Origin of the sequence: Cupriavidus sp. P-10 (assembly GCF_003402535.2) — a bacterium.
Lineage (GTDB): Bacteria > Pseudomonadota > Gammaproteobacteria > Burkholderiales > Burkholderiaceae > Cupriavidus.
The window spans coordinates 429,149-452,976 of sequence record NZ_AP025170.1 but is presented as its reverse complement, the minus strand read 5'-3'; the positions used below and the strand labels follow the sequence as shown (position 1 = coordinate 452,976).

The 23,828-nt window shown below is 66.1% G+C and carries 20 protein-coding genes and 1 pseudogene; 2 read left to right on the top strand and 19 right to left on the bottom strand.

Annotation, left to right across the window (positions count from 1 at the left end):
* Positions 1-43: 43 nt before the first annotated feature.
* The 5 genes and pseudogenes from CTP10_RS02100 to CTP10_RS02080 form a co-directional block, all read right to left on the bottom strand.
* Positions 44-943, bottom strand: a complete 900-nt coding sequence (locus tag CTP10_RS02100; protein WP_116317104.1) for a glutamate/aspartate ABC transporter substrate-binding protein — start codon at positions 941-943, stop codon at positions 44-46.
* Positions 944-1,233: 290 nt separating this feature from the next.
* On the bottom strand, positions 1,234-2,541 hold the full coding sequence (locus tag CTP10_RS02095; RefSeq protein WP_116317103.1) for a Glu/Leu/Phe/Val family dehydrogenase: 1,308 nt from the start codon (positions 2,539-2,541) through the stop codon (positions 1,234-1,236).
* Positions 2,542-2,682: 141 nt separating this feature from the next.
* Entirely contained in the window at positions 2,683-3,630 is a 948-nt protein-coding gene (locus CTP10_RS02090) for a LysR substrate-binding domain-containing protein (protein WP_116317102.1), read from the bottom strand.
* 56 nt (positions 3,631-3,686) lie between these two features.
* Positions 3,687-3,800: pseudogene (locus CTP10_RS02085) on the bottom strand (ABC transporter permease); the annotation flags it as partial.
* Positions 3,801-3,809: 9 nt separating this feature from the next.
* Positions 3,810-5,723, bottom strand: coding sequence for an ABCB family ABC transporter ATP-binding protein/permease (locus tag CTP10_RS02080; RefSeq protein ID WP_116317101.1), 1,914 nt, complete (start codon positions 5,721-5,723; stop codon positions 3,810-3,812).
* A gap of 112 nt (positions 5,724-5,835) precedes the next feature.
* Between CTP10_RS02080 and CTP10_RS02075 the strand changes: the two genes are divergently transcribed.
* Positions 5,836-6,240 (top strand): acyl-CoA thioesterase, encoded by a 405-nt coding sequence (locus tag CTP10_RS02075; RefSeq protein WP_063236959.1) that lies wholly within the window; start codon positions 5,836-5,838, stop codon positions 6,238-6,240.
* Positions 6,241-6,327: 87 nt separating this feature from the next.
* Here CTP10_RS02075 and CTP10_RS02070 read toward each other — a convergent pair whose 3' ends face one another.
* From CTP10_RS02070 to clsB, 7 genes are all read right to left on the bottom strand, one after another.
* Positions 6,328-7,104, bottom strand: a complete 777-nt coding sequence (locus CTP10_RS02070) for an enoyl-CoA hydratase (protein ID WP_116317100.1) — start codon at positions 7,102-7,104, stop codon at positions 6,328-6,330.
* Between the two features lie 20 nt (positions 7,105-7,124).
* Positions 7,125-8,081 carry a DegV family protein gene (locus tag CTP10_RS02065; RefSeq protein ID WP_116317099.1) on the bottom strand — a complete coding sequence of 319 codons (957 nt, stop codon included), beginning with the start codon at positions 8,079-8,081 and terminating at the stop codon, positions 7,125-7,127.
* A gap of 120 nt (positions 8,082-8,201) precedes the next feature.
* Entirely contained in the window at positions 8,202-9,401 is a 1,200-nt protein-coding gene (locus tag CTP10_RS02060; RefSeq protein ID WP_116317098.1) for an acetyl-CoA C-acyltransferase, read from the bottom strand.
* 21 nt (positions 9,402-9,422) lie between these two features.
* A complete protein-coding gene (locus CTP10_RS02055; RefSeq protein ID WP_116317097.1) occupies positions 9,423-11,858 on the bottom strand; it encodes a 3-hydroxyacyl-CoA dehydrogenase/enoyl-CoA hydratase family protein in 2,436 nt (811 codons plus the stop codon).
* Between the two features lie 128 nt (positions 11,859-11,986).
* Positions 11,987-13,774, bottom strand: a complete 1,788-nt coding sequence (locus CTP10_RS02050) for an acyl-CoA dehydrogenase C-terminal domain-containing protein (RefSeq protein ID WP_116317096.1) — start codon at positions 13,772-13,774, stop codon at positions 11,987-11,989.
* 76 nt (positions 13,775-13,850) lie between these two features.
* Positions 13,851-14,441 carry a TetR/AcrR family transcriptional regulator gene (locus tag CTP10_RS02045; RefSeq protein WP_063236773.1) on the bottom strand — a complete coding sequence of 197 codons (591 nt, stop codon included), beginning with the start codon at positions 14,439-14,441 and terminating at the stop codon, positions 13,851-13,853.
* Positions 14,442-14,784: 343 nt separating this feature from the next.
* Positions 14,785-16,077 (bottom strand): cardiolipin synthase ClsB, encoded by a 1,293-nt coding sequence (gene clsB / locus CTP10_RS02040; protein WP_442875102.1) that lies wholly within the window; start codon positions 16,075-16,077, stop codon positions 14,785-14,787.
* 106 nt (positions 16,078-16,183) lie between these two features.
* Here clsB and mobB point away from each other — a divergent pair, with 106 nt between their 5' ends.
* Entirely contained in the window at positions 16,184-16,693 is a 510-nt protein-coding gene (mobB, locus tag CTP10_RS02035; RefSeq protein WP_116317094.1) for a molybdopterin-guanine dinucleotide biosynthesis protein B, read from the top strand.
* Between the two features lie 43 nt (positions 16,694-16,736).
* On the opposite strand, the gene CTP10_RS02030 is transcribed toward mobB, so the two are convergent.
* From CTP10_RS02030 to CTP10_RS02000, 7 genes are all read right to left on the bottom strand, one after another.
* On the bottom strand, positions 16,737-17,522 hold the full coding sequence (locus CTP10_RS02030) for an endonuclease/exonuclease/phosphatase family protein (protein ID WP_116317816.1): 786 nt from the start codon (positions 17,520-17,522) through the stop codon (positions 16,737-16,739).
* The gene (gene nudB / locus CTP10_RS02025) at positions 17,519-18,001 is read right to left on the bottom strand and encodes a dihydroneopterin triphosphate diphosphatase (protein ID WP_116317093.1); all 483 of its coding nucleotides are present in this window, start codon (positions 17,999-18,001) and stop codon (positions 17,519-17,521) included. Before nudB ends, CTP10_RS02030 begins: the two co-directional genes overlap by 4 nt.
* 89 nt (positions 18,002-18,090) lie before the next feature.
* The gene (locus CTP10_RS02020) at positions 18,091-19,017 is read right to left on the bottom strand and encodes a hypothetical protein (protein WP_116317815.1); all 927 of its coding nucleotides are present in this window, start codon (positions 19,015-19,017) and stop codon (positions 18,091-18,093) included.
* 220 nt (positions 19,018-19,237) lie between these two features.
* Complete coding sequence (gene aspS / locus CTP10_RS02015; protein WP_116317092.1) at positions 19,238-21,046, bottom strand: aspartate--tRNA ligase; 1,809 nt, start codon at positions 21,044-21,046, stop codon at positions 19,238-19,240.
* A gap of 65 nt (positions 21,047-21,111) precedes the next feature.
* Entirely contained in the window at positions 21,112-21,819 is a 708-nt protein-coding gene (locus CTP10_RS02010; protein WP_116317091.1) for a DUF502 domain-containing protein, read from the bottom strand.
* A gap of 13 nt (positions 21,820-21,832) precedes the next feature.
* Positions 21,833-22,195: an FmdB family zinc ribbon protein gene (locus CTP10_RS02005; protein WP_116317090.1), complete on the bottom strand. Its 363-nt coding sequence runs from the start codon at positions 22,193-22,195 to the stop codon at positions 21,833-21,835.
* 196 nt (positions 22,196-22,391) lie between these two features.
* Positions 22,392-23,828: a sodium:solute symporter family protein gene (locus tag CTP10_RS02000; protein ID WP_116317089.1), complete on the bottom strand. Its 1,437-nt coding sequence runs from the start codon at positions 23,826-23,828 to the stop codon at positions 22,392-22,394.

Sequence of the window (23,828 nt, the reverse complement as noted above, 5' to 3'; positions counted from 1 at the left end):
CGGAAGGACATGCCTTCCGTTTCGCACTGCTGTCCCGGTCAGATCAGTCCAGCGCCTTGTCGTTCGGCGCCTTGATCAGGGTCTTCATGTCTTCGGACAGCGGGAAGTCCAGGTTGAGGCCCTTCGGCGGCACCGGTTGCATGAACCACTTGGTGTACAGCGTGTTGACCGCGCCGTCCTTCATCATGCCGGTGATCACGGTGTCGGACAGCTTCTTGAACTGCGGATCGTCCTTGCGGATCATGCAGCCATACGACTCGCGCGACTGGGCCTTGCCCACCACGATCCAGTCGGCCGGGTTCTTGGCCTTGGCGCGCTCGCCGTACAGCAGCGCGTCGTCCATCATGAACGCCACCGCGCGGCCCGATTCCAGAGTCAGGAACGACTGGCCATGGTCCTTGGTGCTGATGATGTTCATGCCCAGCTTCTGGTCGTCGTTCATCTTGCGCAGCAGGCGCTCCGACGTGGTGCCGGCGGTGGTGACGACGTTCTTGCCCTTCAGGTCGGCCCAGTCCTTGATGCCGGCGTCCTTCTTCACCATGATGCGCGTGCCGATGATGAAGATGGAGTTGGTGAAGGCGACTTGCTTCTGGCGTTCCAGGTTATTGGTGGTCGAGCCGCACTCGATGTCGATGGTGCCGTTCTGCAGCAGCGTGATGCGGTTCTGCGAGGTGATCGGGATTTCCTTGACCTGCAGGTTCGGCAGCTTCAGCTGGTCCTTGATGGCTTCCACGATCTTCATATTGATGTCGTAGGAATAGCCGACCTGGCGCACGCCGCCCAGGTTGTAGTTAAACGGAATCGACGACTCGCGCACGCCAAGCGTAATCACGCCTGTGTCTTTGATCTTCTTCAGCGTGCCCGTCAGTTGTTCAGCCGCCTGGGCCGTTCCGCACATTACGCCGGCGGCAATCATCAGGGAAGCCAACTTGGCAAAATTCATAACATCTCCTTGACCATAGAAGAGAAAGCGGGATTCTAGAGACAAAACCCCCTCTGGTGAAACAGTATTGCGCAGCATCCGTCGCAATACAACTGGGTTTTCTCCTAGAACCCTTATTCAGGGCAATCCATGCGCACGTCGTCCTGCACGTCGTCCGGATACGACAACGCGGTCTCCAGCGCTTGCTGAAGACCGCGTCTGGCGGTCAAGAACCTGGGAACCGGATCGGTTGCTGCATCGCACCATGCCAGTGCCACGCGCCTCGTTCCGGTTCCGCCTGTACCCTGCGATCAGGGATACAGGCCGCGCATTTCGCGCGCCTGCAGGATCCGCGAACAGGCCACGATAAACGCCGCGGTGCGCAGCGTCACCTTGTTCTCCTGCGCCACCTGCCAGATTGCGCGGAACGCCTCTTGCATGATCCGTACCAGGCGCTGGTTGATTTCCTCCTCGGTCCAGAAGAACGACGAGAAATCCTGCACCCATTCGAAGTAGGACACGGTCACGCCGCCGGCGTTGGCGATCACGTCCGGCGCCACCAGGATATTGCGCTCGCGCAGGATGTCATCCGCTTCCGGCGTGGTGGGGCCGTTGGCGCCTTCGATCACCAGGCGGGCCTTGATCAACGGTGCGTTCTTGGCGGTGATCTGGCTTTCCAGCGCGGCCGGGATCAGGATGTCGCAATCGACTTCCCAGAACTGCTCGGTGCGCAGGACTTCGCCGCGGAAGCCTTCGATGGTGCCGCTGTGCGCGGCGTATTCCATCATCGCCGGCACATCCAGGCCGGCCGGGTCGAACAGCGTGGTGCGGTGGTCCTGCACCGCCACCACCTTGGCGCCGGCCTCATGGAACAGCTTGGCGGCGACGGCGCCCACGTTGCCGAAGCCCTGCACGGCGACGCTCGCGCCCTTGATTTCCAGGCCGATATTGCGCGCAGCCTCCGAACCCACCACGAACACGCCGCGGCCGGTCGCTTCATGGCGGCCCAGAGAACCACCCAGCGAGATCGGCTTGCCGGTCACCACGCCGGTGGAGGTGCTGCCCGAATTCATCGAGTAGGTGTCCATCATCCATGCCATCACCTGGGCGTTGGTGTTGACGTCCGGCGCCGGGATGTCCTTGCTCGGTCCGATGATGATGTTGATTTCGCTGGTGTAGCGGCGTGTCAGGCGCTCCAGCTCGGCGTGCGACAGCGTGCGCGGGTCGACGCGGATGCCGCCCTTGGCACCGCCGTAGGGCACGTTCACCGCGGCATTCTTCACCGACATCCACGCCGACAGCGCCATCACTTCCGACAGCGTCACGTCCTGGTGGAAACGCACGCCGCCCTTGCCCGGGCCGCGCGACAGGTTGTGCTGCACGCGGTAGCCCTCGAAGTGGGCGATGGTGCCGTTATCCAGTTCGATGGGTACGTCGACGACCAGCGCGCGCTTGGGGCGCTTCAGGGTTTCAACCCAGCGTGCCAGCGAGCCCAGGTAGGGCGTGACACGATCGACTTGTTGCAGGTAGATGCCCCAGGGGCCGAGATTGTCGGCGTTGAGGTAGGACGGGAGTGCGTGCTTTTGGCCGGCAGTGTTGGTCGGTGCTGCGGAGGACATCGGTTGGTTCCGGGGTGGAGGATGGCCGCAAGCTTAGGCTTGGCGGCCCGTCGGAATCCAATGCCGTTTGTTCATCCGGTTATGCAAGATATGCATAACGTTTGAAGGTGACTTGTCAACGACGATGTGTTTCGGGGCGCGTCAGGCTTCCGACAACGTAGACCACACCTGGTCCACCAGTTGCCTCTTGCGCCGTGCCCCGGCACCGCGCCGCTCTCCGCCGTTCTCCCCCGGCTTTTCGCGGTACAGGCGGATTTCCATGTCGATCGACAACGGCAGCCCGCGCGCCGACTCGGCCCGCACCAGCTTGCCCTGCGCCACCTCCTCGCGCACCGCGCTCTCCGGCAGGAACGCCATGCCGTGGCCGGACAGCGCCATGACCTTGAGCGCTTCGGCCATGTCGGTCTCGTAGCATTTGTCGAGCTTGAGCGCTTCGGCGGTATCGGAAAGCAACATGTCGACCATGCGGCCGAGGAAGGCGTTTGGGGTATAGCTGAGGAACGGCACCGGTTTCTTGTCGGTCCCGGGCAGCCGGAACTGCGGCTTGCCGGCGGCGTCCGGCACGCTGTACGGCGACAGCCGCTCGGTACCAAGCACCAGCATGTCGTACCGCGCCGGATCGAGCTGGATGGCCTGGCGCGCGTGATGGTAGACCATCACCAGGTCGCAGCCGCCCTCGACCAGCATCAGCACCGCATCATGCACGTTGAGCGCACGCAGCCGGCACGGCAACGTGCCGACCTTGCGCTCCAGCGCCTTGAGCCATTCCGGGAAGAACGTCAGCGACAGCGTATGCGGCACCGCGAATTCCAGCACCTGGGCGTTGGCCGACCGTTGTCCCCGCATCAGCGCGCGGGTTTCGCTGACCTGCGCCAGCATCGCCAGCGCCTGCTCGTAGAACACCTTGCCGGCCGCCGTCAGGTTGGTGGGATAGCTGGAGCGGTCGATCAGCTCGGTGCCGACCCACGCCTCCAGCGACTGGATGCGCCGCGAGAAGGCGGGCTGCGTCACGTGGCGCAGCTCGGCCGAGCGCGAGAAGCTGTGCGTCTCGGCCAGGCTGACGAAGTCTTCAAGCCATTTGATTTCCATGACGCAGGATTATCCACCGCACGCCGGGGCGCGTCACCTGCCCCGGCGCGCGGCGCTCAGCCGCGGTGGGCCCAGCCTGTCATGCGCTTCTCGATCACGGCGAACCGCTCGTACATCAACATCGTCATCACCGCGATCACCACCAGCCCGGCAAAAGCCAGCGGCATCTGCGCGCTGCGCTATGCGTCCTGCGTGGCATCGCCAACGTCGACGGCGAGCGCGTCCGCGCTGCGTTCGGCCTCGCCGCCCTGCGCGGCGGCACGGGCCTGGATGTCCCACATCTCCGCATAGCGGCCGCGCGCGCGCATCAGTTCGGCATGCGTGCCGCGTTCCACCACGCGGCCATGGTCCATCACCAGGATCTGGTCGGCATGCACCACGGTGGAAAGGCGGTGCGCGATCAGCAACGTGGTGCGGTTCTGCGCCAGCCGCATCAGCTCGGCCTGGATCGCCTGCTCGGTGCGCGAATCCAGCGCGGAGGTGGCCTCGTCAAAGACGAGCACCGGCGGGTTCTTCAGCAACGTGCGCGCGATCGCCACGCGCTGCTTCTCGCCGCCGGACAGCTTCAGGCCGCGCTCGCCCACCGGGGTGTCGTAGCCCTGCGGCAGCTCGCGGATAAAGGCGTCGATCTGCGCCGCCTGCGCCGCGGCGATGACTTCTTCGCGCGTGGCCTCCGGGCGCCCGTAGGCGATGTTGTAGTAGATGCTGTCGTTGAACAGCACCGTGTCCTGCGGCACGATGCCGATGGCGCGGCGCAGGCTTTCCTGCGTGATCGCGCGGATATCCTGGCCGTCGATCTCGATGGCACCGCTGTTGACGTCGTAGAAGCGGAACAGCAGCCGCGCCAGCGTCGACTTGCCCGAGCCGCTGTGGCCGACCACCGCGGTGGTGGTGCCGGCCGCGATATTGAAATCGACGCCGTCCAGGATCGTGCGGTCCGGCTCGTAGCCAAAGCGCACGTCGCGGAACCGCACCTGCGCGCCGTTGACCTTGAGCGGCTGCGCGCCGGGCGCATCGGCCACTTCCTGGTGCGTGCCCAGCAGCACGAACATGCGGTCCATGTCGGTGGTCGCCTGCTTGATCTCGCGGTAGATCACGCCAAGGAAGTTCAGCGGAATGTAGAGCTGGATCATCAGCGTATTGACCAGCACCAGGTCGCCCAGCGTCAGCTTGCCGTCGACCACGCCCACGGTGGCGCGCCACAGGATCAGGATCAGCCCGACGGCGATGATGACCTGCTGGCCAAAGTTCAGGAGCGACAGCGAGTTCTGCGAGCGGATCGCCGCGGCGCGGTACTTGAACAGGTTTTCGTCATAGCGCCGGGCCTCGTACTCTTCATTGCCAAAGTACTTGACGGTCTCGAAGTTCAGCAGCGAATCGATCGCCTTCTGGTTGGCGCGCGAATCCAGCTCGTTCATCTTGCGGCGGAAGTGCGTGCGCCATTCCGTCACGACGATGGTGAAGACGATATAGCTCACCAGCGCGCAGCCCGTGATCGCCGCGAACCAGATGTCGTAATGCAGCACGAAAAAGCCGATCACCAGCGCCATTTCGACCAGCGTGGGCAGGATGCTGTACAGCGAGTACGAGATCAGCGACTGGATGCCGCGCGTGCCGCGCTCGATGTCGCGGCTCATGCCGCCGGTCTGCCGGTCCAGGTGGAAGCGCAGCGACAACGCATGCAGGTGGCGGAACACCTGCAGCGCGATCTCGCGCACGGCGCTCTGCGTGACCTTGGAAAAGAGGATTTCCCGCAACTCGGTGAACAGCGTCGCCGACAGCCGCAACATGCCGTAGGCGACAATCAGCCCGACCGGCACCACCAGCAGGGCGCGCGGGTCGCCGGCGGTGAGGTTCATGCTGTCGATCAGGCGCTTCATCAGCACCGGCACGCCCAGGTTGGCTACCTTGGCCGCGACCAGGCAGGCGAGCGCCAGCATCACGCGCCACTTGTAGTGCCAGACGTAGGGCAGCAGGTTGCGGACGGTCTGCCAGTCGCTGCGCGGGGCGCGCTGGCCGGGAAAGAGCTTGACCGAGGCGGCGTCTCGGGCACCATCAGGGGCCTGCTCGGCGGTCGTGGAATAGCGGCGCATACGTTAGAATTCGGGCCAATGCGCGATTGTCGCAGGAATCGCATTGCGCGGCAGGCGAAGGGTTTTTCGCCGCGGCCCGCGCCCCCCTTCAGAAGTCCACCCGCATACTGTCATGAACGCTCCCCATACCGTCCCCGCCCTGCCCGCCGGCAAGAATCCCGCGCTGCGCGTGGTGCCGATGCCTGCCGACGCCAATGTGCACGGCGACGTGTTCGGCGGCTGGATCATGGCGCAAGTGGATATTGCCGGGTCGATCCCGGCGGTCGAGCGCGCACAGGGGCGTGTCGCGACCGTGGCGGTCAATTCCTTCCTGTTCAAGCACCCGGTGTTCGTGGGCGACCTGGTGAGTTTCTACGCCGATATCGTCAAGACCGGGCGTACTTCGATCACGGTCGAGGTGGAGGTCTATGCGCAGCGGATGCGGCATAGCAATGAGATCGTCAAGGTGACCGAGGCTACGCTGACTTATGTGGCGACGGATGAGTCGCGGCAGCCGCGGGTGTTGCCGACGGCTTGAGGGCGACAATCGTCGCGGGTTTCCCCCTCTCTCCCGCAAAGCGGGAGAGAGGGGGAAGAAAGTGGTAGAGGGAAGTCCCTCCGCCCCTCACTCGAACTTCGTAAAATCCGGCTTCCGCTTTTCGAAGAACGCGTTGAACGCCTCCTTCGCCTCCGGCGCCACCAGCATGCGCCGGAACACCGCGCCCTCGTCGGCCATCTGCTTTTCCACTTCGGCCATCGCGCCGGATTTCATCAAGCGCTTGGTCTCGCGCAGCGACGAAGCCGGCAGCGCCGCCAGCTTGCGCGCCTGCTGCAACGCGAAGTCGTGCAGTTCCGCCGCCGGCAGCACGCGCGTCACCAGACCGATTTCCAGCGCTTCCTGCGCGTTGAACGCCTCGCCCAGCATCAGCTTCTCGGCGGCGCGCTGGTAGCCGACCAGGCGCGGCAGCAGCAGACTCGATGCCGCCTCCGGGCACAGCCCCAGCTGCACGAACGGCAGCGACAGCTTGGCCGTGTCCGACGCATAGACGAAGTCGCAATGCAGCAGCATGGTGGTGCCCACGCCGACCGCGGCGCCGCTGACCGCCGCGACGATAGGCTTGCTGGCATGGCTGATCTGGTACAGGAACTGGAACACCGGCGCCTGCCCGGTGCCCTCGCCCGAAGTCGGCGGGCGCTGCATGAAGTCTTCCAGGTCGTTGCCGGCGGTAAAGATCTCCGGCTTGCCGCGCAGCAGGATCACACGCACGTTGCGATCGGTCTCGGCCGCGCGCAGCGCGTCTGCCAGCGCCTGGTACATCGCCGCGGTGATGGCGTTCTTCTTGTCGATGCGGTCGAACTCGAGCGTCAGGATGCCCTGCTCGATGCTGGTACGGATGCTCATGGTGTCCTCGTCTGTGGGATTTAATCGAAAGGCGGCGGCGATTCGGAAAGATAGCTCAGCCCGAACGCCCGCGCACCGACATTCAGCGCCACCGTCAGGCTCATCGGCGCCAGCATCAGCTCGACGCCCTGGCTGCGCGCGGTATGTGCCAGCGACTGGTATGCCGGCATCGCGCGCACGTCGTCGAGGGGACCGGCGTAGCAGACCGAGATCGCCGGCACCAGCAGGGCGCCGCCGCGGATGCACTGTTCTGCATGCTGCAGCACGCGGCGTGCGCCGTCTTCCGAGCCGCGCGCCTTGGCGATGGCTTCGGTATGGCCACGATGCATGCGCACCACCGGCCGGATATTGAATGCACTGCCCATCACGTAGCGGCCCCAGGTGATGCTGCCCTCGCCCTTCTGGCGCGCGCGGGTGTACATGTAGAGCAGTTCGTCCGGCACCAGGAACATGTGGGCGGCATCGCGCAGGCGCGTTTCAACAGCGTCGCGCACTGCCTGCGGGCTGGCCCCGCCCATGGCCATGCGCGCGGCTTCCCGCACGATCAGCGCCTGGCCCGGGCCGATCGCGCCGGTGTCGATCACGGTCAGGTCGAACAGCCCCGCACGCCCCGCTTCCTTGCGCAGCCGCACGCTGCGCGCCACGGTGCCGATCACGGCGCCGCTCGCATGCGCGTACAGCTTGCTGCGCGCGCTGGCGATGGTGAACAGGATAGCGCGGTCGCATTGCGTGACCACGTTGCGCAGCAGGTGTTCTTCCAGCTCGCGTTCGAGCAGCGGAATGGATTCGGCGTAGTGGTCCTGCCGGCCGACCAGGTATTGCTGGTAGAGCATGGGCAGTGCGTCTTCATCGCGCGTGTCGGCGACAAAGCGTTCGCCCGCGCGGATGCGGAACGGAATGGTGTGGACCTTCAGCGCGGCCAGGATGTCGCGCGGCAAGTCGCACGCGGCATCGGCCAGGATGGCTGTCTCCTGCATAGTGTTGTCTCCTCCCTGCTGGTGACCCGCGGTCGCGGGCGGCAGCCCCCGGTACTGCTCTCCTCACCTGACAGAAGGGCGGGACGGCCTCCCCCCCGGAACACCGTCCCGCAGGCGCGTTTATACGCGCTCGAAGATCCCTGCGGCGCCCATGCCCGTGCCGACGCACATGGTCACCATGCCGTACTTCAGGTTGTGGCGGCGCAGCGCATGCACCACCGTGGCCGAACGGATCGCACCGGTCGCACCCAGCGGGTGGCCCAGTGCGATCGCACCGCCCATGCGGTTGACCTTGGCGGGATCAAGATCGAGGTCGCGCATCACGGCCAGCGATTGCGCGGCAAACGCTTCGTTCAGTTCGATCCAGTCGATCTGGTCCTGCGTCAGGCCGGCGGCCTTCAACGCGGCCGGGATCGCTTCCTTCGGGCCGATGCCCATGATCTCGGGCGGCACGCCGCGCACCGCGAACGAGACAAAGCGCGCCAGCGGCACCAGGTTGAACTGCTTGAGGATCTTTTCCGAGACCAGGATCAGCGCACCCGCGCCGTCCGAGGTCTGCGAGCTGTTGCCGGCGGTGACGCTGCCCTTGTTGGCGAACACGGGGCGCAGCTTGCCGAGGCCTTCCAGCGAGGTTTCCGGGCGCGGGCCTTCGTCCAGCGAGATGGTGCGCGTCTTCACGCTGACCTGGCCGCTGGCGAGGTCCGGGAAGCGCTCGACGATCTCGATCGGCGTGATCTCGTCCTTGAACTCGCCCGCCTGCTGCGCGGCGATGGCCTTCTGGTGCGAAGCGAGCGAGAACGCGTCCTGGTCCTCGCGGCTGACCTGCCACTGTTGCGCCACCTTCTCGGCGGTCAGGCCCATGCCGTAGGCAATGCCCACGTTCTCGTCGCGCTCGAAGATCGACGGCGACATCGACGGCGAGTTGCCCATCATCGGCACCATGCTCATCGACTCGATGCCGGCGGCGATCATCACATCGGATTCGCCCACGCGGATGCGGTCGGCGGCCATTGCCACCGCGCTTACGCCCGAGGCGCAGAAGCGGTTGACGGTGATGCCGCCCACGGTGTTCGGCAGGCCCGACAGCAGCGCGCCGATACGCGCCACGTTCAGGCCCTGCTGCGCTTCAGGAATCGCGCAGCCGACGATGGCGTCCTCGATCAGCTTCGGATCCAGGTCCGGCACCTGTGCCACCGCGGCCTTCAGGATGGTAGCCAGCAGGTCGTCCGGGCGCGTGTTCTTGAACGCGCCCTTGGGGGCCTTGCCGATCGGCGAGCGGGTGGCCGCGACGATGTATGCGTCTTGCAGTTGTTTCATGATGTCGGTTCCTCGCTTGCCTGGTTAGTTACGCACCGGCTTGCCGGTCTGCAGCATGCCCATGATGCGCTCCTGCGTCTTGCCGGTGCCCAGCAGGTCGACGAAGGCCTTGCGCTCCAGCGCCAGCAGCCAGTCTTCGCTGACCAGCGAGCCGGCCTCGACGTCGCCGCCGCACACCACTTCAGCAATGCGGGCGGCGATCAGGAAGTCATGCGCGGAAATAAAGCCGCCGTCGCGCATATTGACCAGCGATGCCTTGATGGTGGCGATGCCCGAGCGGCCGGCCACCGGCACCAGCGCCCGCAGCGGCGCGCGGTAGCCGGCGTCGGCCAGCGCGCGCACTTCGTTCTGCGCCACGTGCAGCAGTTCATGCACGTTGAAGACGACCTTGTCGGACGGCTGCAGGTAGCCCATCTGGCGCGCTTCCAGCGCCGATGCGGATACCTTGGCCATCGCCGCGCTCTGGAAGCGGCTGGTCAGGAATTGCAGGTAGTTGGTGCTGCCAGCTGCCTGCGCGGCGCGTGCAGCGGCGAGCGCGGCTTCCTTCAGGCCACCGCCGGCCGGGACCAGGCCTACGCCGACCTCAACCAGGCCGACATACGTTTCCAGCGCGGCCACGCGTGCCGCCGAATGCAGCATCAGCTCGCAGCCACCACCCAGCGCGATGCCGGACGCCGCCGACACCACCGGCACCGACGCGTACTTCACCCGCATCATGCCGTCCTGGAATTTCTTCACGAACGGCTCGATGCCCTTGGCGCCGCCCATCATGAAGGCCGGCATCGCCGCTTCCAGGTTCGCGCCCGCGGAGAACGGACCGCCCGGCGCGCCGAGTTGCAGCGAAGTCGGCTGCCACACCACCAGGCCCTTGTACTGCGCTTCGGCAAGGTCGACGGCACGGGTCAGGCCGTCGATCACGTCCGGGCCGATGGTGTTCATCTTGCTCTTGAACGACACCACCAGCACGTCGTCCTGGCCGTCGCTGACCCAGATGCGCACGGCATCGTTTTCCTCGACGGTGCGGCCCGCCTTGCGCGGATCGACCGCTTCGCTGCCCTTCAGCGCGGCGCGGAACACCTGGCGCTGGTACACCGGCAGCGTGCTGCACGCGACGAACGACTGCGTCGCCGGCGACCACGAACCTTCGGCGTTATGCACGCCCTGGCGCTCGGCGACGGGGCCGTCAAAGACCCATGCCGGCAGCGGCGCAGCCGACAGTGCCTTGCCCGCGGCCACGTCTTCCTTGACCCACTCCGCCACCTGCTTCCAGCCAGCCGACTGCCAGTCCTCGAAGGGGCCCGAGTTCCAGCCGAAGCCCCAGCGGATCGCCAGGTCGATATCGGCGGCGGAACCGGCGATCTGCTCCAGGTACACGGCGATGTAGTGGAACACGTCGCGGAACACCGCCCACAGGAACTGCGCCTGCGGGTTGGTCGATTCACGCAGCAGCTTGATGCGCTCGGCCGGTTCCTTCTTCAGCATGCGCACGACGATCTCGTCGGCCTTCCTGCCCGACTCGACGTACTGGCCGGTCTTGGCGTCGAGCACCTTGATGGCCTTGCCTTCCTTCTTGTAAAAGCCGGCGCCGGTCTTCTGGCCCAGCGCGCCCGCATCGACCAGGCCCTTGAGCACGGCCGGGGTCTTGTACACCGGCGCGAACGGGTCGTCGTGCAGGTTGTCCTGCATGGTCTTGATCACGTGCGCCATGGTGTCCAGGCCGACCACGTCCGCGGTGCGGAAGGTGGCGGACTTGGCGCGGCCCAGCTTGGAGCCGGTCAGGTCGTCGACCACGTCGAACGGGATGCCGAACTTCTCGGCCTCGGCGAACACGGCCAAGATCGAGAAGATGCCGACGCGGTTGGCGATGAAGTTGGGCGTGTCCTTGGCACGCACCACGCCCTTGCCGAGCGTGGTGGTCAGGAAGGCTTCCAGCTTGTCGAGGATCTCCGGCTGCGTGGTCGCGGTCGGGATCAGCTCGACCAGGTGCATGTAGCGCGGCGGGTTGAAGAAATGGACGCCGCAGAAGCGCGACTTCAGGTGGTCCGCATTTCCCCCCCCTAACCCGTCGGACAGCGCGGTGATCGACAGGCCCGAGGTGTTAGTGGCGAAGATCGCGTGCGAGGCCAGGTGCGGCGCGACCTTCTTGTACAGGTCGTGCTTCCAGTCCATGCGCTCGGCGATCGCCTCGATCACCAGGTCGCACTCCTTGAGCAGGGCGATATCGTCTTCGTAGTTGGCTGCCTGGATCAGGCCGGCCTCGTCCTTGATCCCCAGCGGCGCGGGCGACAGCTTCTTCAGGTTCTCGATGGCGCGCAGCGCGATGCCATTCTTCGGGCCTTCTTTTGCTGGGAGGTCAAACAGCACCACGGGCACGCGCGCGTTGATCAGGTGGGCGGCGATCTGCGCCCCCATGACGCCGGCACCCAGCACGGCGACTTTCTTGACGATGAAATTGGACATGCTCGCTCCTGGATTAGTGAGCGTTGAGGTGAAAGTTTCTTCGGGCGCTTCCGTTGGCGGTCGGCTTTCTCCCCTCTCCCTCTGGGAGAGGGGATCAAACCGGTCGGCAAAGGAAGCCGCCCCGGCAGTCAGAACAGATCCGCGTCCAGCGCCATCAGCGATGCCGAACCCGCGCGTGCCTTGCGGATCTCGCCGGCGGTTTCCGGCAGCAGCTTGGCAAAGTAGAAGCGCGCCGTGGCCAGCTTGGCCGTGTAGAACTTGTCGCCGCTCGCTTCCTTCTCCAGCGCGATCTTGGCCATGCGCGCCCAGAAGTACGAGAACACCAGGTGGCCCACCACGCGCAGGTACGGCACGGCGGCGGCGCCGACTTCATCGGCATTGCCCATGGCTTTCATGCCGACTTCCATGGTCAGCTTCTGCACCTTGTCGCCGAGGTCCGCCAGCGGGTTGACGAACTCCTGCATGGCTTCGTTGGTGCCCTCTTCTTCCACGAACTCCTGCACGATCTTGCCGAAGGCCTTCATCCTGGCGCCCATGTCGCCCAGGATCTTGCGGCCCAGCAGGTCCAGCGCCTGGATCGTGTTGGTGCCTTCGTAGATCATGTTGATGCGGGCATCGCGCACGTACTGCTCCATGCCCCATTCGGAGATGTAGCCGTGGCCGCCGAACACCTGCATGCCTTCGTTGGTCGAGGTGAAGGCGTTGTCGGTCAGGAAGGCCTTGATCACCGGGGTCAGCAGCGCGACCAGGTCGCCGGCCTGCTTGCGCACGGCTTCGTCCGGGTGCGACAGTTCGCGGTCGATCTGCAGCGCGGTCCAGTAGCTGAAAGCGCGGCCGCCTTCGGCGTAGGCGCGCTGGGTCAGCAGCATGCGGCGCACGTCGGGGTGCACGATGATCGGGTCGGCGGCCTTCTCCGGCGCCTTCGGGCCGGTCAGCGCGCGCATCTGCAGGCGGTCCTTGGCGTAGGCGACCGAGTTCTGGTATGCCACCTCGGTCAGGCCCAGGCCCTGCGCGCCCACGCCCAGGCGCGCGGCGTTCATCATCACGAACATCGCGTTCAGGCCCTTGTTGGCCTCGCCCACCAGCCAGCCGCGCGCGCCGTCCAGGTTCATCACGCAGGTGGCGTTGCCGTGGATGCCCATCTTGTGCTCGATCGAGCCGCACTGGATGCCGTTGCGCTCGCCCGGGTTGCCGCCGGCATCGGGAATGAACTTGGGCACCACGAACAGGGAGATGCCCTTGGTGCCACCAGGAGCGTCCGGCAGGCGCGCCAGCACCAAATGGATGATGTTCTCGGCCAGGTCGTGCTCGCCGGCGGAGATGAAGATCTTGGTGCCGGTGATCAGGTAGGAGCCGTCGGCCTGCGGTTCTGCCTTGGTGCGCAGGATGCCCAGGTCGGTGCCGCAGTGCGGCTCGGTCAGGCACATGGTGCCGGTCCAGACGCCGGACACCAGCTTGGGCAGGTAGGCCTGCTGCAGTTCGGGCGTGCCGTGCGCATGCAGCGCCTCATAGGCGCCGTGCGACAGGCCCGGGTACATGGTCCACGCCTGGTTGGCCGAGTTCAGCATCTCGTAGACCACGTTGTTGACCACGATCGGCAGGCCCTGGCCGCCAAAGGCCGGGTCGCACGCCAGCGCCGGCCAGCCGGCCTCGACGTACTGCTGGTAGGCTTCCCTGAAGCCGGTGGGGGCCTTGACCACGCCGTCGCCGACATAGGTGCAGCCCTCGCGGTCGCCCACCTGGTTGAGCGGGAACACCACGTCCGAGCAGAACTTGCCGGCTTCTTCGATGACCTGGTTGATGGTGTCCGCGTCGATGTCCGCGTGCGGCGGCATCGCCTTGAGTTCGGCTTCGGCGCCGAGCAGTTCGTGGAGCACGAACTGCATGTCGCGCAACGGTGCGGTGTACTGGCCCATCAGAGACTCCTTGGAGTTATACGATGCCGCCACGCCGCCCGCCTCGCTGCTCGCGAACCGGTCCGACCCGACGGCCTCAGGTACGGTAAGACTGAATCAGTTTGTTGAGCGCGACCATGGCAAGCTCGGCACTGTCAGGCAGGCGCAGGAAACGGGCGTCATGATGCAAGCCTAGTTCAAGGCTATACATCTCGAACAACATCAGGCGCGGATCGCAATCCGCGCGCAAATGCCCCTCTTCCTTGGCCTGGTCGATGGCGCGATTCAGCGCTGCCCGCCAGATGGTGACGCTCTTGACCAGCTCGTCACGCACCAGGCTGCCAGTGCGGTCGTCGTACTCCACGGCGCCGCTGATGTAGATGCATCCAGTCGTCACTTCCTGGATGCGCTTCTCCATCCAGCGCCGCACCATCGACCACAGCCGGGGCAGTCCGCGCGGCTCCTGCAGGGAGGGATAGAAGACCTCCTGCTCGAACCGGCGGTGATACTCCCGCACCACCTCCACCTGCAGGTCTTCGCGCGAACCGAAATGCGCGAAGACGCCGCTCTTGCTCATCTGCATGCGTTCCGCGAGCAGGCCGATGGTCAGACCTTCAAGCCCGTCGCGGGACGACAGTTCCAGTGCGGCATCCAGAATCGCCACGCGAGTCATCTCACCCTTGCGCATGGGCGCGGGGGAAGTGGCGGCGGATTCGAGACGGGCTGACTGGTGTCGCATGTTATTTCTCCGTTCTGCAAAGGCCCTGCTGCGGCCTGTGCGTATGACCCTGACGTTGCATTTTGTTTGCGGACGCTGGCGAATTTGCCGCTGCATACCGCGAATGCACGCAGTCTAAGCCAAAAAAGAACGGTCGTTCAGATTATTCTGGCGCAGCAGTCGACCTTCAAGCTTTTAATTAGACCCGTGTTTCTAAACGGGCCGCAATGCAGCATGCCCGTCACGCAAGGCGACGCAACGGGTTGCAGGCCGTGCGTTGCCGCATGGCAGCAATCGCACAGCGCTAACCGGTTCAGTAGCGCCCCGTGACGCCGGCGATGATCACGCCGAGCCGAAGCAGCATGTACGCGGTCCAGTTCGCCACCCGGTGCAGCGGCGAGCGCCTTGCATGGGCTTCAGGCATGACCCGCACGCTGCGGTGCGCAATGGCGCGTTCCAGCGCCGTGCGCAGTTCCGCGGCGAAGGCAGCATCATAAACGGCCACGTTGGCTTCTCGCGCCAGCAGCAGGCTGAACGGGTCCATATTGCTCGAACCCACCGTTGCCCAGGCTTCGTCGACCACGCCGACCTTGGCGTGCAGGAAGCTCTCCGCGTACTCGTAGATTTCGACGCCGGCCTCCAGCAAGGAGGCATAGAGCGCGTGCGTGGCGTAGTGCTGCAGCCGGTATTCGACCATGCCCTGCAGCAGCAGCCGCACGCGCACGCCGCGCGCGCGGCAGGCCAGCAGCGCGCGGCGCATCTTGTGGCCCGGCAGGAAGTAGGCGTTGGCCAGGATCACCTCCTGGCGCGCGGCGCCCAGCGCGCGCAGGTATTCGCGCTCGATGGTGCGGCGGTTGCGCAGGTTGTCGCGCAGCAGCAGCGCCGCGCGCACGCCGCCGGTGGGCTCGGCGCGCGGCGGCAGGTCGGTCAGCAGCGGATAGTCCGCCACCGCTGCGGCGCGGCCGCCGCCGTGCGTGTCGCGCAGCGCCAGCCGCCACCAGAGCCTTTCGGCGGTCAGCGCGATGCGGTCCACCAGCGGGCCGCTGACCTGCACCGCGAAGTCGTAGCGCGGCCCCAGGTTCGCACCCTCGAACGGGCCGTGGTTGAGGTCGTCGATGATGTTGATGCCGCCGACGAAGGCCACCTGCCCGTCGATCACCGCCAGCTTGCGGTGCAGCCGGCGCAGGTGGCGACGGGCCAGCCGGAAGCCGCGCAGCTTGCGGTACACGCGTAACTGCACGCCGCCCCCGCTCAGGCGCTCGGCCATCGCGGCGGGCATGTCGCCGGCGCCGAAGCCGTCGACGGTGACGCGCACCGAGACGCCGCGCGCGGCGGCGCGGATCAGCGCGTCGCTGACGGCGCGGCCGATGTCGTCGTCGGCATAGATGTAGGTTTCCAGGACCACCTGGAACACGGCCTGGTCGATCGCGGCGATCAGCGCGGGAAAGAAGTCTTGTCCGCCGTGCAGCAGGCGCACGGTGTTGCCGCCGGTCGGCTTGCCGCGGCGCCAGGTCCAGCGCAGCATGCGATGGCGTTGCCCGTCGGCGATGTATTCGGCAGTGCCAGCGGCGGTTGTCGGCCGCTCGGAGTGGGATATCCGTGACATGCCGAGATTATCGGACAGAATGCCGTCCGGAAGGCGCCACGTGCACATGTGCGCGGATCTCTGCTATCGTCGTCGCCATCATCGACGCGCCCCCACGGAACCGATCGTGAAGGTATTCGGCATCACCGGCTCGTCCGGCAGCGGCAAGACCACGCTGCTCGACCAGCTGATCCCCCGTTTTGTCGCCGCCGGCCTGCGCGTGGCCGGCGTCAAGCACACCCACCACGGCTTCGATCCCGACACGCCGGGCAAGGATTCCTGGCGCATGCGCGAGGCCGGCTGCGCCAACGTCGTGCTGGTCGGCGCGCGCCACCTGACGTTGATGCGGCATTACCCCGAGGCAGTGCCGTCGCCCGAGCTGGACGATGCGCTGGCGGTGCTGCCGTCCGACACCGACCTGGTACTGGTTGAGGGCTACAAGCGCAGCGATTTCCCCAAGCTGGAGGTGTTCCGGCCCGGACTGGGTCGTACGCCGCTGTGGGATGAGGTGCCCGGCGTGGTCGCGGTGGCGAGCGACAACGTGGCTGCCGCCGCCGCGATGACGTCGTTGCCGGTGCTGGACCTGAACGACGCCGACGCCGTCTTCGCCTTTATCCGCGACTATTCAAGCCGCTGACTGTGCTGACCGTGCTGACTGTGCTGACTGTGGCAGGACGCCCTCAGGCGGCCTTTTCCCGCTGCTCCGCGACGGCTTCCACCGCCTCACCTTGCGGATGCCCCAGCTCCGCCACCAGCGGCACATGGTCCGACCGCTGCGCCCAATCCCGCCCGGTCAGCGCGTGAGCGCGCTCGATCTCGAAGCCGCGCACGTAGATCCGGTCAAGCTGCCACCACGGCATATGGCTTGGGAACGTATGGAGCCGCGCGCCCCGCGCGTGCGACGCCTCGACCGCATGCAGCGTATTGCAGATCTGCGCATCCAGCCGGTGGTTCCAGTCGTTGAAGTCGCCGGCGATCACCAGCGGCACACCCTCGGGCACCACGTTGCGCACACGTTCGACCAGCGCCTCGGCCTGGCGGGCGCGGCTGCGGGCGAACAGGCCGAAATGCACGCAGATCAGGTGGGTCTCGATGCCCTTGATGTCCGCCACCGCATGCAGCAACCCGCGCTGCTCGAAACGGTGGTCGGAAATGTCGAGGTTTTCGGACATCAGGATCGGATGGCGCGACAGGATCGCGTTGCCGTGATGGCCGTAGTCATAGACCGCGTTGCGCCCGTAGACCGAATGCGGGTACGCATCGGTCGCCAGGTAGTTGAGCTGGGTATGGTCGGGATCGAACAGCGCCGCCGCCACCAGGCGATCGTTGCGGTCCTGCACTTCCTGCAGGAAGACGATATCCGCATCCATCGCATGCAGGCCAGCCCGCACGTTCTGGATACGCGGGCGCCGCGAAAGGCCGGTCACCCCCTTGTGGATGTTGTAGGTGACCACGCGCAGTTTCATGGCTGCGCCCCGCATAGCGCCTGCTGCCCGGCGGCACCGGCCGAGCGCCATGCGAGCTGGCGGATGGCTTCGGCGTTGCTGCTGGAGAAGCACTGCGCGGCGGCCTGCTCCCACGGCAGCCACCTGTATTGCAGGTGCTCGCGTGGCGCCAGCGTCACCGGCAGCGCTCCATGCACGCGCAGGCCGAACCAGTGCTCGGTATTGCGCATGACACCCTCGGCATAACGGTGCCGCCATTGCGGGTAGATCTCGTACTGGATCGAATGGCCCCAGTCGGCCAGCAGGTGTTCGCCGGCGATGATGCCGGTTTCCTCTGCCACTTCGCGCGCAGCGGTCACTGCCAGCGGTTCGTCCAGGGTGTCGAGGCTGCCGGTCACGGACTGCCAGAATCCCGGACGATCGGCGCGTTCCAGCAGCAAGACTTGAAGATCTGGCGTGTAGATCACGACCAGCACGGATTCCGGAATCTTGTAGGGCATGGGACTGGGCGAAAGGACAAACCCAAGGATAGCGCAGCCACGCCCGCTTGCCACGCGAAAGCGCTGCCCCTGAGACGGATGGCCTTGCCTCAGGCCGCGTTGCGCGCAGGCGCGTGGGGCGCCAGGTACGGCTCGATGCCCGGCTCGCGGCCCGGCTCGCTGCCATTGCGCTGCCAGGTGTCGAACACCTGCGGCGAATCGCCATGGCCCCATGCGGCCCGCATTTGTTCCATCAGCGGCGCCAGCGCCTCGCGGTAGCGGCGCGAAGCGGCGTGGGCGCGCTCGGCCAGCGCGTCGGCGCTCATCCGCGCCTGGGCCTGCAGGCGGGCGCGTTCCTGGGCGATTTCCTTCTCGCGCTGGCCCAGTGCGTTGTATTTCTGGATCAGGAAGCGCTGGTAATCGCCGCCATCGACGCCCTGGGCCGCCTGCGCATTGACCTGCTCGAAGCGCAGCACGATGCTGCCCGTCTCCTGCTCGATATGTGCGGCCTCGGCGTCCAGCGCCTGCAGCGCCTCCCCGTGGCGCTGGGCATCGCGGCGCAGCCCCTGCACCTGCGCGGCCTCGTCCTCGAACACGCGCTGGGCCGCCAGGTAGGCCTGCACCGCCGGCTGCGGCGCTACCACCAGCAGCGGGTCGGCGCCGCCGGCACGCTGGCCGTCGAGCAGCGCGTCGTCGGCCAGGCGCAGGTTGCCCAGCTCATCAAGCCAGCGCCCGCGCGTCATGACCGCACCAACGGTGTCCAGCGCCAGCCGGCGCAGCGCGTCGGCCCGCTGCATCTCGACCGGCTCGGCCAGCGGCTGCGGCGATGCGGCCTGCACGGCATGGGCGATATCTGGCACGCACGCGGCCACGGTGGTCGCCACCGCTTCGGACATGGCCACCGCCGCGCGCCGCTGGGCGCGGCGCAACTCGAAGCGGGCCAGCAGCAGCATCACCAGCCCCGCCACCAGCCAGGTCAGGATGGTTTCCTGGTGGGCCAGCAGGAACTGGCGGATCAGTTCGGTATCCAGGTTCAGGTTCACGAATTTCTCCCATGCGCCGGGAGCCTTCATCGCGGGGCCCCTCGACAAATTACGTGTCAAAGAAAGGAGACACGGCCGCCGCGGGCTTCGTTCCTACCGGTAACAAATCGAAACCAAAGCGCTGCAGACGGCACCGCGGCGCAGGCCGGTATTGCGCAGAAAGCAAAAAAGCCGCGCATCGGCGCGGCTTTCTTTACCCAGAGGCTTGAGCGGCTCAGGCGTTCGGCTTCGGCTCGGCGGCGCGCAGGCGGATATGCAGCTCGCGCAGCTGCTTTTCGTCGACCGAGCTCGGGGCCTGGGTCAGCAGGTCCTGGGCGCGCTGGGTCTTCGGGAAGGCGATCACATCGCGAATCGAGTCGGCGCCGGCCATCATCGTGACGATGCGGTCCAGGCCGAAGGCCAGGCCGCCGTGCGGGGGCGCGCCATACTGCAGCGCGTCCAGCAGGTAGCCGAACTTGGCACGGGCTTCGTCGTCGTTGATGTTGAGCGCGCGGAACACCTTGCTCTGGATCTCCGAGCGGAAGATACGGACCGAGCCGCCGCCCATTTCCCAGCCGTTCAGCACCATGTCGTAGGCCTTCGCCAGGCACTTGCCCGGGTCGGTCTCCAGGTATTCCATGTGCTCGTCCTTGGGGCTGGTGAACGGGTGGTGCATGGCGACCCAGCGGGCGTCTTCCTCGTCGTACTCGAACATCGGGAAGTCCACCACCCACAGCGGCTTCCAGGTGTCCTCGAACAGGCCGTTGGCCTTGCCGAAGTCGGAATGGCCGATCTTCAGGCGCAGGGCGCCGATCGAGTCATTGACCACCTTGGCCTTGTCGGCGCCGAAGAAGATGATGTCGCCGTCCTGGGCGCCGGTGCGCTTCAGGATCTCGGCAATGGCGGCGTCGTGCAGGTTCTTGACGATCGGCGACTGCAGGCCGTCACGGCCCTTGGCCACTTCGTTGACTTTGACCCAGGCCAGGCCCTTGGCGCCGTAGATGCCGACGAACTGGGTGTAGGCGTCGATCTCGCCACGCGAGATGGCACTGCCGCCCGGCACGCGCAGGCCGACCACGCGGCCGTTGTCGCTGTTGGCCGGACCCGAGAACACCTTGAAGTCGACGTCCTTCATCACTTCCGTCAGCTCGGTGAATTCCAGCTTGACGCGCAGGTCAGGCTTGTCCGAGCCGAAGCGGGCCATGGCTTCGCGGAATTCCATCACCGGGAACTTGCTGTCCAGGTCGACATCGATGGCGTTCTTGAACACCGTGCGCATCATGTCTTCGAACAGGTCGCGGATCTCCTGCTCGGTCAGGAACGAGGTCTCGCAGTCGATCTGCGTGAACTCGGGCTGGCGATCGGCGCGCAGGTCTTCGTCGCGGAAGCACTTGGTGATCTGGTAGTAGCGGTCGAAGCCCGAGACCATCAGCATCTGCTTGAAGATCTGCGGCGACTGCGGCAGCGCGAAGAAGTGGCCCGGGTTCACCCGCGACGGCACCAGGTAGTCGCGCGCGCCTTCGGGCGTGCTCTTGCCCAGCATCGGGGTCTCGATGTCGATGAAGCCCTGGGCGTCCAGGAACTTGCGCACTTCCATCGCCACCTTGTAGCGCAGGCGCAGGTTGTACTGCATCTGCGGGCGGCGCAGGTCGAGCACGCGGTGCGTCAGGCGGGTGGTTTCCGACAGGTTGTCGTCGTCGAGCTGGAACGGAGGCGTGACCGACGGGTTCAGCACGGTCAGCTCGTGGCACAGCACTTCGATCTTGCCCGAGGTCAGGTTGGCGTTCTCGGTGCCGGCCGGGCGCGGGCGCACCTTGCCGGTCACGCGGATGCAGAACTCATTGCGGATCTCTTCCGCGGCCTTGAACATCTCGGGGCGGTCCGGGTCGCACACCACCTGCACCAGGCCTTCGCGGTCGCGCAGGTCGATGAAGATCACGCCGCCATGGTCGCGGCGGCGCTGGACCCAGCCGGTCAGGGCCACTTCCTGGCCCGAGAATTGTTCGGTCACCAGACCGCAGTAGTGAGTACGCATGGAGGACATATGGAAATTCCCGGTAAAACGCTGCCGCCCGAAGCGGATCGGGCGGCTCGTATCAGTTTGAGTGCTTAAGGATCGGTCGTCTCGACCGTTTCCTCGCTGCTGGCGCGGCTGGCCGGCGGCCGCGGCGGCGTGGGTGCGCCGCCATTCTTGCGTGGCAGTTCGGTCGGTGCCACCACGCCCATCGAGACGATGTACTTGAGCGCGGCGTCGACGGTCATGTCGAGTTCGATGGTGTCGGCCTTGGGCATCATCAGGAAGAAGCCCGAGGTCGGGTTAGGCGTGGTCGGCACATAGACACTGACGTACTCGCCCTGCAGGTGGTTCTGCACGTCGCCGCCGGGGCGGCCGGTCAGGAAGGCGATGGTCCACGAGCCCTCGCGCGGGTACTGCACCAGCAGCGCCTTGCGGAAGGCATTGCCCGACGACGACAGCAGCGTGTCCGACACCTGCTTGACGCTGGTGTAGATCGGGCCGACCACCGGGATATGGCCCAGCAGCGCTTCCCACCAGCGCACCAGGCGCTGGCCGATGAAGTTATGCGCCAGCAGGCCGACCAGCAGGATGAACAGCAGCGTCAGGATGGCGCCCAGGCCGGTGACGCGCTTGCCGAACATGAGCCGGTCCGGGCGCCAGGCCTCGGGCAGCAGCGCCAGGCTCTGGTCCATCGTGCCGATGATCAGGCTGAGTACCCACAGCGTGATGCCCAGCGGCACCAGCACCAGCAGACCGGTCAGGAACCAGGTCTTGAGGGCGGAAGTCTTCTTGGCGACCACGTGGCGACCCGGATCAGTGGCAGGCGCACGCGCTGCCGCAACCGCCGGCGGCAGGCGCGGCGGCGGCCGTGCTGGCCGGGGCCGACGAACTGGCCGACGGACTGGCCGACGATTCGGCCGCCGCCGGGGCGCTGGCCGCAGCCGCGCCGGCAGCCGCGCCGCCCGCAGCCGGTGCACTGGCACCGCCGCTGCCGCCGCGGAAGTCGGTCACGTACCAGCCCGAGCCCTTGAGCTGGAAGCCGGCCGCGGTCAGCTGCTTCTTGAACGAACCGGCGACGCCGCACGACGGGCAGTCCGTCAGCGGGACATCGCTCATTTTTTGCAGCACATCGCGCCCGTGGCCGCAGGCGTCGCAACGGTAGGCATAGATCGGCATGGTGTCTTTTCGCGAGAAAACTACGGAAATCGGTACAAGGGCGGGCATCGCCGCCGGTGCCGGGAAGCGCGGAAACCCGCGCAAGCCGTCCCGCATGGCGATGCAAAGCCTTGAATTATAAACCGTTCTGTGGCTGGCTGATGGCCGGAAATGAAGGGCTATCGGAGCCCTGCCGGCGCTTGCCGGCGCCGCCGGGTCAGGCGATATGCACTTCCTTGACCGGCGCGTGATCCGCGATCCACTGCGGCAGCAAGGAGCCGACCACCATGCCGCTGATCGAGAACAGCAGGCCGACCATCTGCGGCGGCACCACCGCATCGGCGAAAGCGACCTCGCAGGTCAGCCACGAGGACAGGCCCAGCAGGATTGCGGCCAGGCCGCCCTGCCGCGTGGCGTGCTTCCAGAACATGCCGAAGGCCAGCGGCACGAACGACGACACCAGTGTGACCTTATAGGCATTTTCAACCATATGGAAGATCGAAAGGTGCGAGTTCAGCGCGAACAGCGTCACCAGCGTGGTGAACACCAGCACCACGGCCTGCATCACGCGCAGGAACTGCCTGTCGTCGAGATGGCGGAAGTACGGGCGCAGGATGTTCTCGGCAAAGGTCACCGACGGCGCCAGCAGCGTTGCCGAGGCGCAGCTCTTGATCGCCGACAGCAGCGCACCGAAGAACATCACCTGGGCGAACATCGGGGCGTGCTGCAGGATCAGCTGCGGCAGGATCAGCTGCGAATCGGTGTCGATGTACTTGGCCACCATGCCCGGGTCGATCAGCGTGGCCGAATACGCCAGGAACATCGGGATAAAGGCGAAGCAGAAATACAGCACGCCGCCGAGCACCGAGGCGCGGCCTGCGATCAGCTCGGTGCGTGACGAGGTCACGCGCTGGAACACGTCCTGCTGCGGGATCGAGCCCAGCATCATGGTGAACAGCGCCGCGGCGAAGCCGATGATCTGCACGAAATCCAGCGCCGGCAGGAACTCGAACTTGCCCGCCGCGGCCGCGTGCGACACCACCGCCGCGACGCCGCCGGCCTGGCCGCTGACCTCGTAGCCGATATACATCATGCCGATAACGATGATGATCATCTGGATGAAGTCGGTGATCGCCACCGACCACATGCCGCCGAACAGCGTATAAACCAGCACGCTGGCCGCGCCGATCATCATGCCGGCCTCCTGCGACAGCGCGCCGTCCGACACGGTATAGAACACCAGCCCCAGCGCCTTGATCTGCGCCGCCACCCAGCCCAGGTACGAGACCACGATGCACAGCGTGGTCAGCACCTCGGCCAGCCGGCCGTAGCGGTTGTGGTAGTAGTCGCCGATGGTCAGCAGGTTCATCCGGTACAGCGGCCGGGCGAAGAACAGGCCCACCAGGATCAGGCACATCGACGAGCCGAACGGGTCGGATACCACCCCCGACAGCCCTTCCTTGAGGAACACGGCCGGGATGCCCAGCACGGTCTCGGAGCCGAACCAGGTGGCAAAGACGGTGGCGGTGACGATATGGAACGGCAGGCTGCGCCCGGCGACGGCGAAATCGGTGGTGTTGCGTACGCGCAGCGCCGCCCACAGGCCGATGCCGACCGAGATTACCCAGTAGATGATGACGAACCAGATCAGCAT

What these genes read in the sequence shown, in the direction of transcription:
- CTP10_RS02100 (WP_116317104.1), bottom strand. Translation starts at nt 943, where the DNA reads ATGAATTTTGCCAAGTTGGCTTCCCTGATGATTGCCGCCGGCGTAATG.
- CTP10_RS02095 (WP_116317103.1), bottom strand. Translation starts at nt 2,541, where the DNA reads ATGTCCTCCGCAGCACCGACCAACACTGCCGGCCAAAAGCACGCACTC.
- CTP10_RS02090 (WP_116317102.1), bottom strand. Translation starts at nt 3,630, where the DNA reads ATGGAAATCAAATGGCTTGAAGACTTCGTCAGCCTGGCCGAGACGCAC.
- CTP10_RS02080 (WP_116317101.1), bottom strand. Translation starts at nt 5,723, where the DNA reads ATGCGCCGCTATTCCACGACCGCCGAGCAGGCCCCTGATGGTGCCCGA.
- CTP10_RS02075 (WP_063236959.1), top strand. Translation starts at nt 5,836, where the DNA reads ATGAACGCTCCCCATACCGTCCCCGCCCTGCCCGCCGGCAAGAATCCC.
- CTP10_RS02070 (WP_116317100.1), bottom strand. Translation starts at nt 7,104, where the DNA reads ATGAGCATCCGTACCAGCATCGAGCAGGGCATCCTGACGCTCGAGTTC.
- CTP10_RS02065 (WP_116317099.1), bottom strand. Translation starts at nt 8,081, where the DNA reads ATGCAGGAGACAGCCATCCTGGCCGATGCCGCGTGCGACTTGCCGCGC.
- CTP10_RS02055 (WP_116317097.1), bottom strand. Translation starts at nt 11,858, where the DNA reads ATGTCCAATTTCATCGTCAAGAAAGTCGCCGTGCTGGGTGCCGGCGTC.
- CTP10_RS02050 (WP_116317096.1), bottom strand. Translation starts at nt 13,774, where the DNA reads ATGGGCCAGTACACCGCACCGTTGCGCGACATGCAGTTCGTGCTCCAC.
- CTP10_RS02045 (WP_063236773.1), bottom strand. Translation starts at nt 14,441, where the DNA reads ATGCGCAAGGGTGAGATGACTCGCGTGGCGATTCTGGATGCCGCACTG.
- clsB (WP_442875102.1), bottom strand. Translation starts at nt 16,077, where the DNA reads ATGTCACGGATATCCCACTCCGAGCGGCCGACAACCGCCGCTGGCACT.
- CTP10_RS02030 (WP_116317816.1), bottom strand. Translation starts at nt 17,522, where the DNA reads ATGAAACTGCGCGTGGTCACCTACAACATCCACAAGGGGGTGACCGGC.
- nudB (WP_116317093.1), bottom strand. Translation starts at nt 18,001, where the DNA reads ATGCCCTACAAGATTCCGGAATCCGTGCTGGTCGTGATCTACACGCCA.
- aspS (WP_116317092.1), bottom strand. Translation starts at nt 21,046, where the DNA reads ATGTCCTCCATGCGTACTCACTACTGCGGTCTGGTGACCGAACAATTC.
- CTP10_RS02005 (WP_116317090.1), bottom strand. Translation starts at nt 22,195, where the DNA reads ATGCCGATCTATGCCTACCGTTGCGACGCCTGCGGCCACGGGCGCGAT.
- CTP10_RS02000 (WP_116317089.1), bottom strand. Translation starts at nt 23,828, where the DNA reads ATGCTGATCTGGTTCGTCATCATCTACTGGGTAATCTCGGTCGGCATC.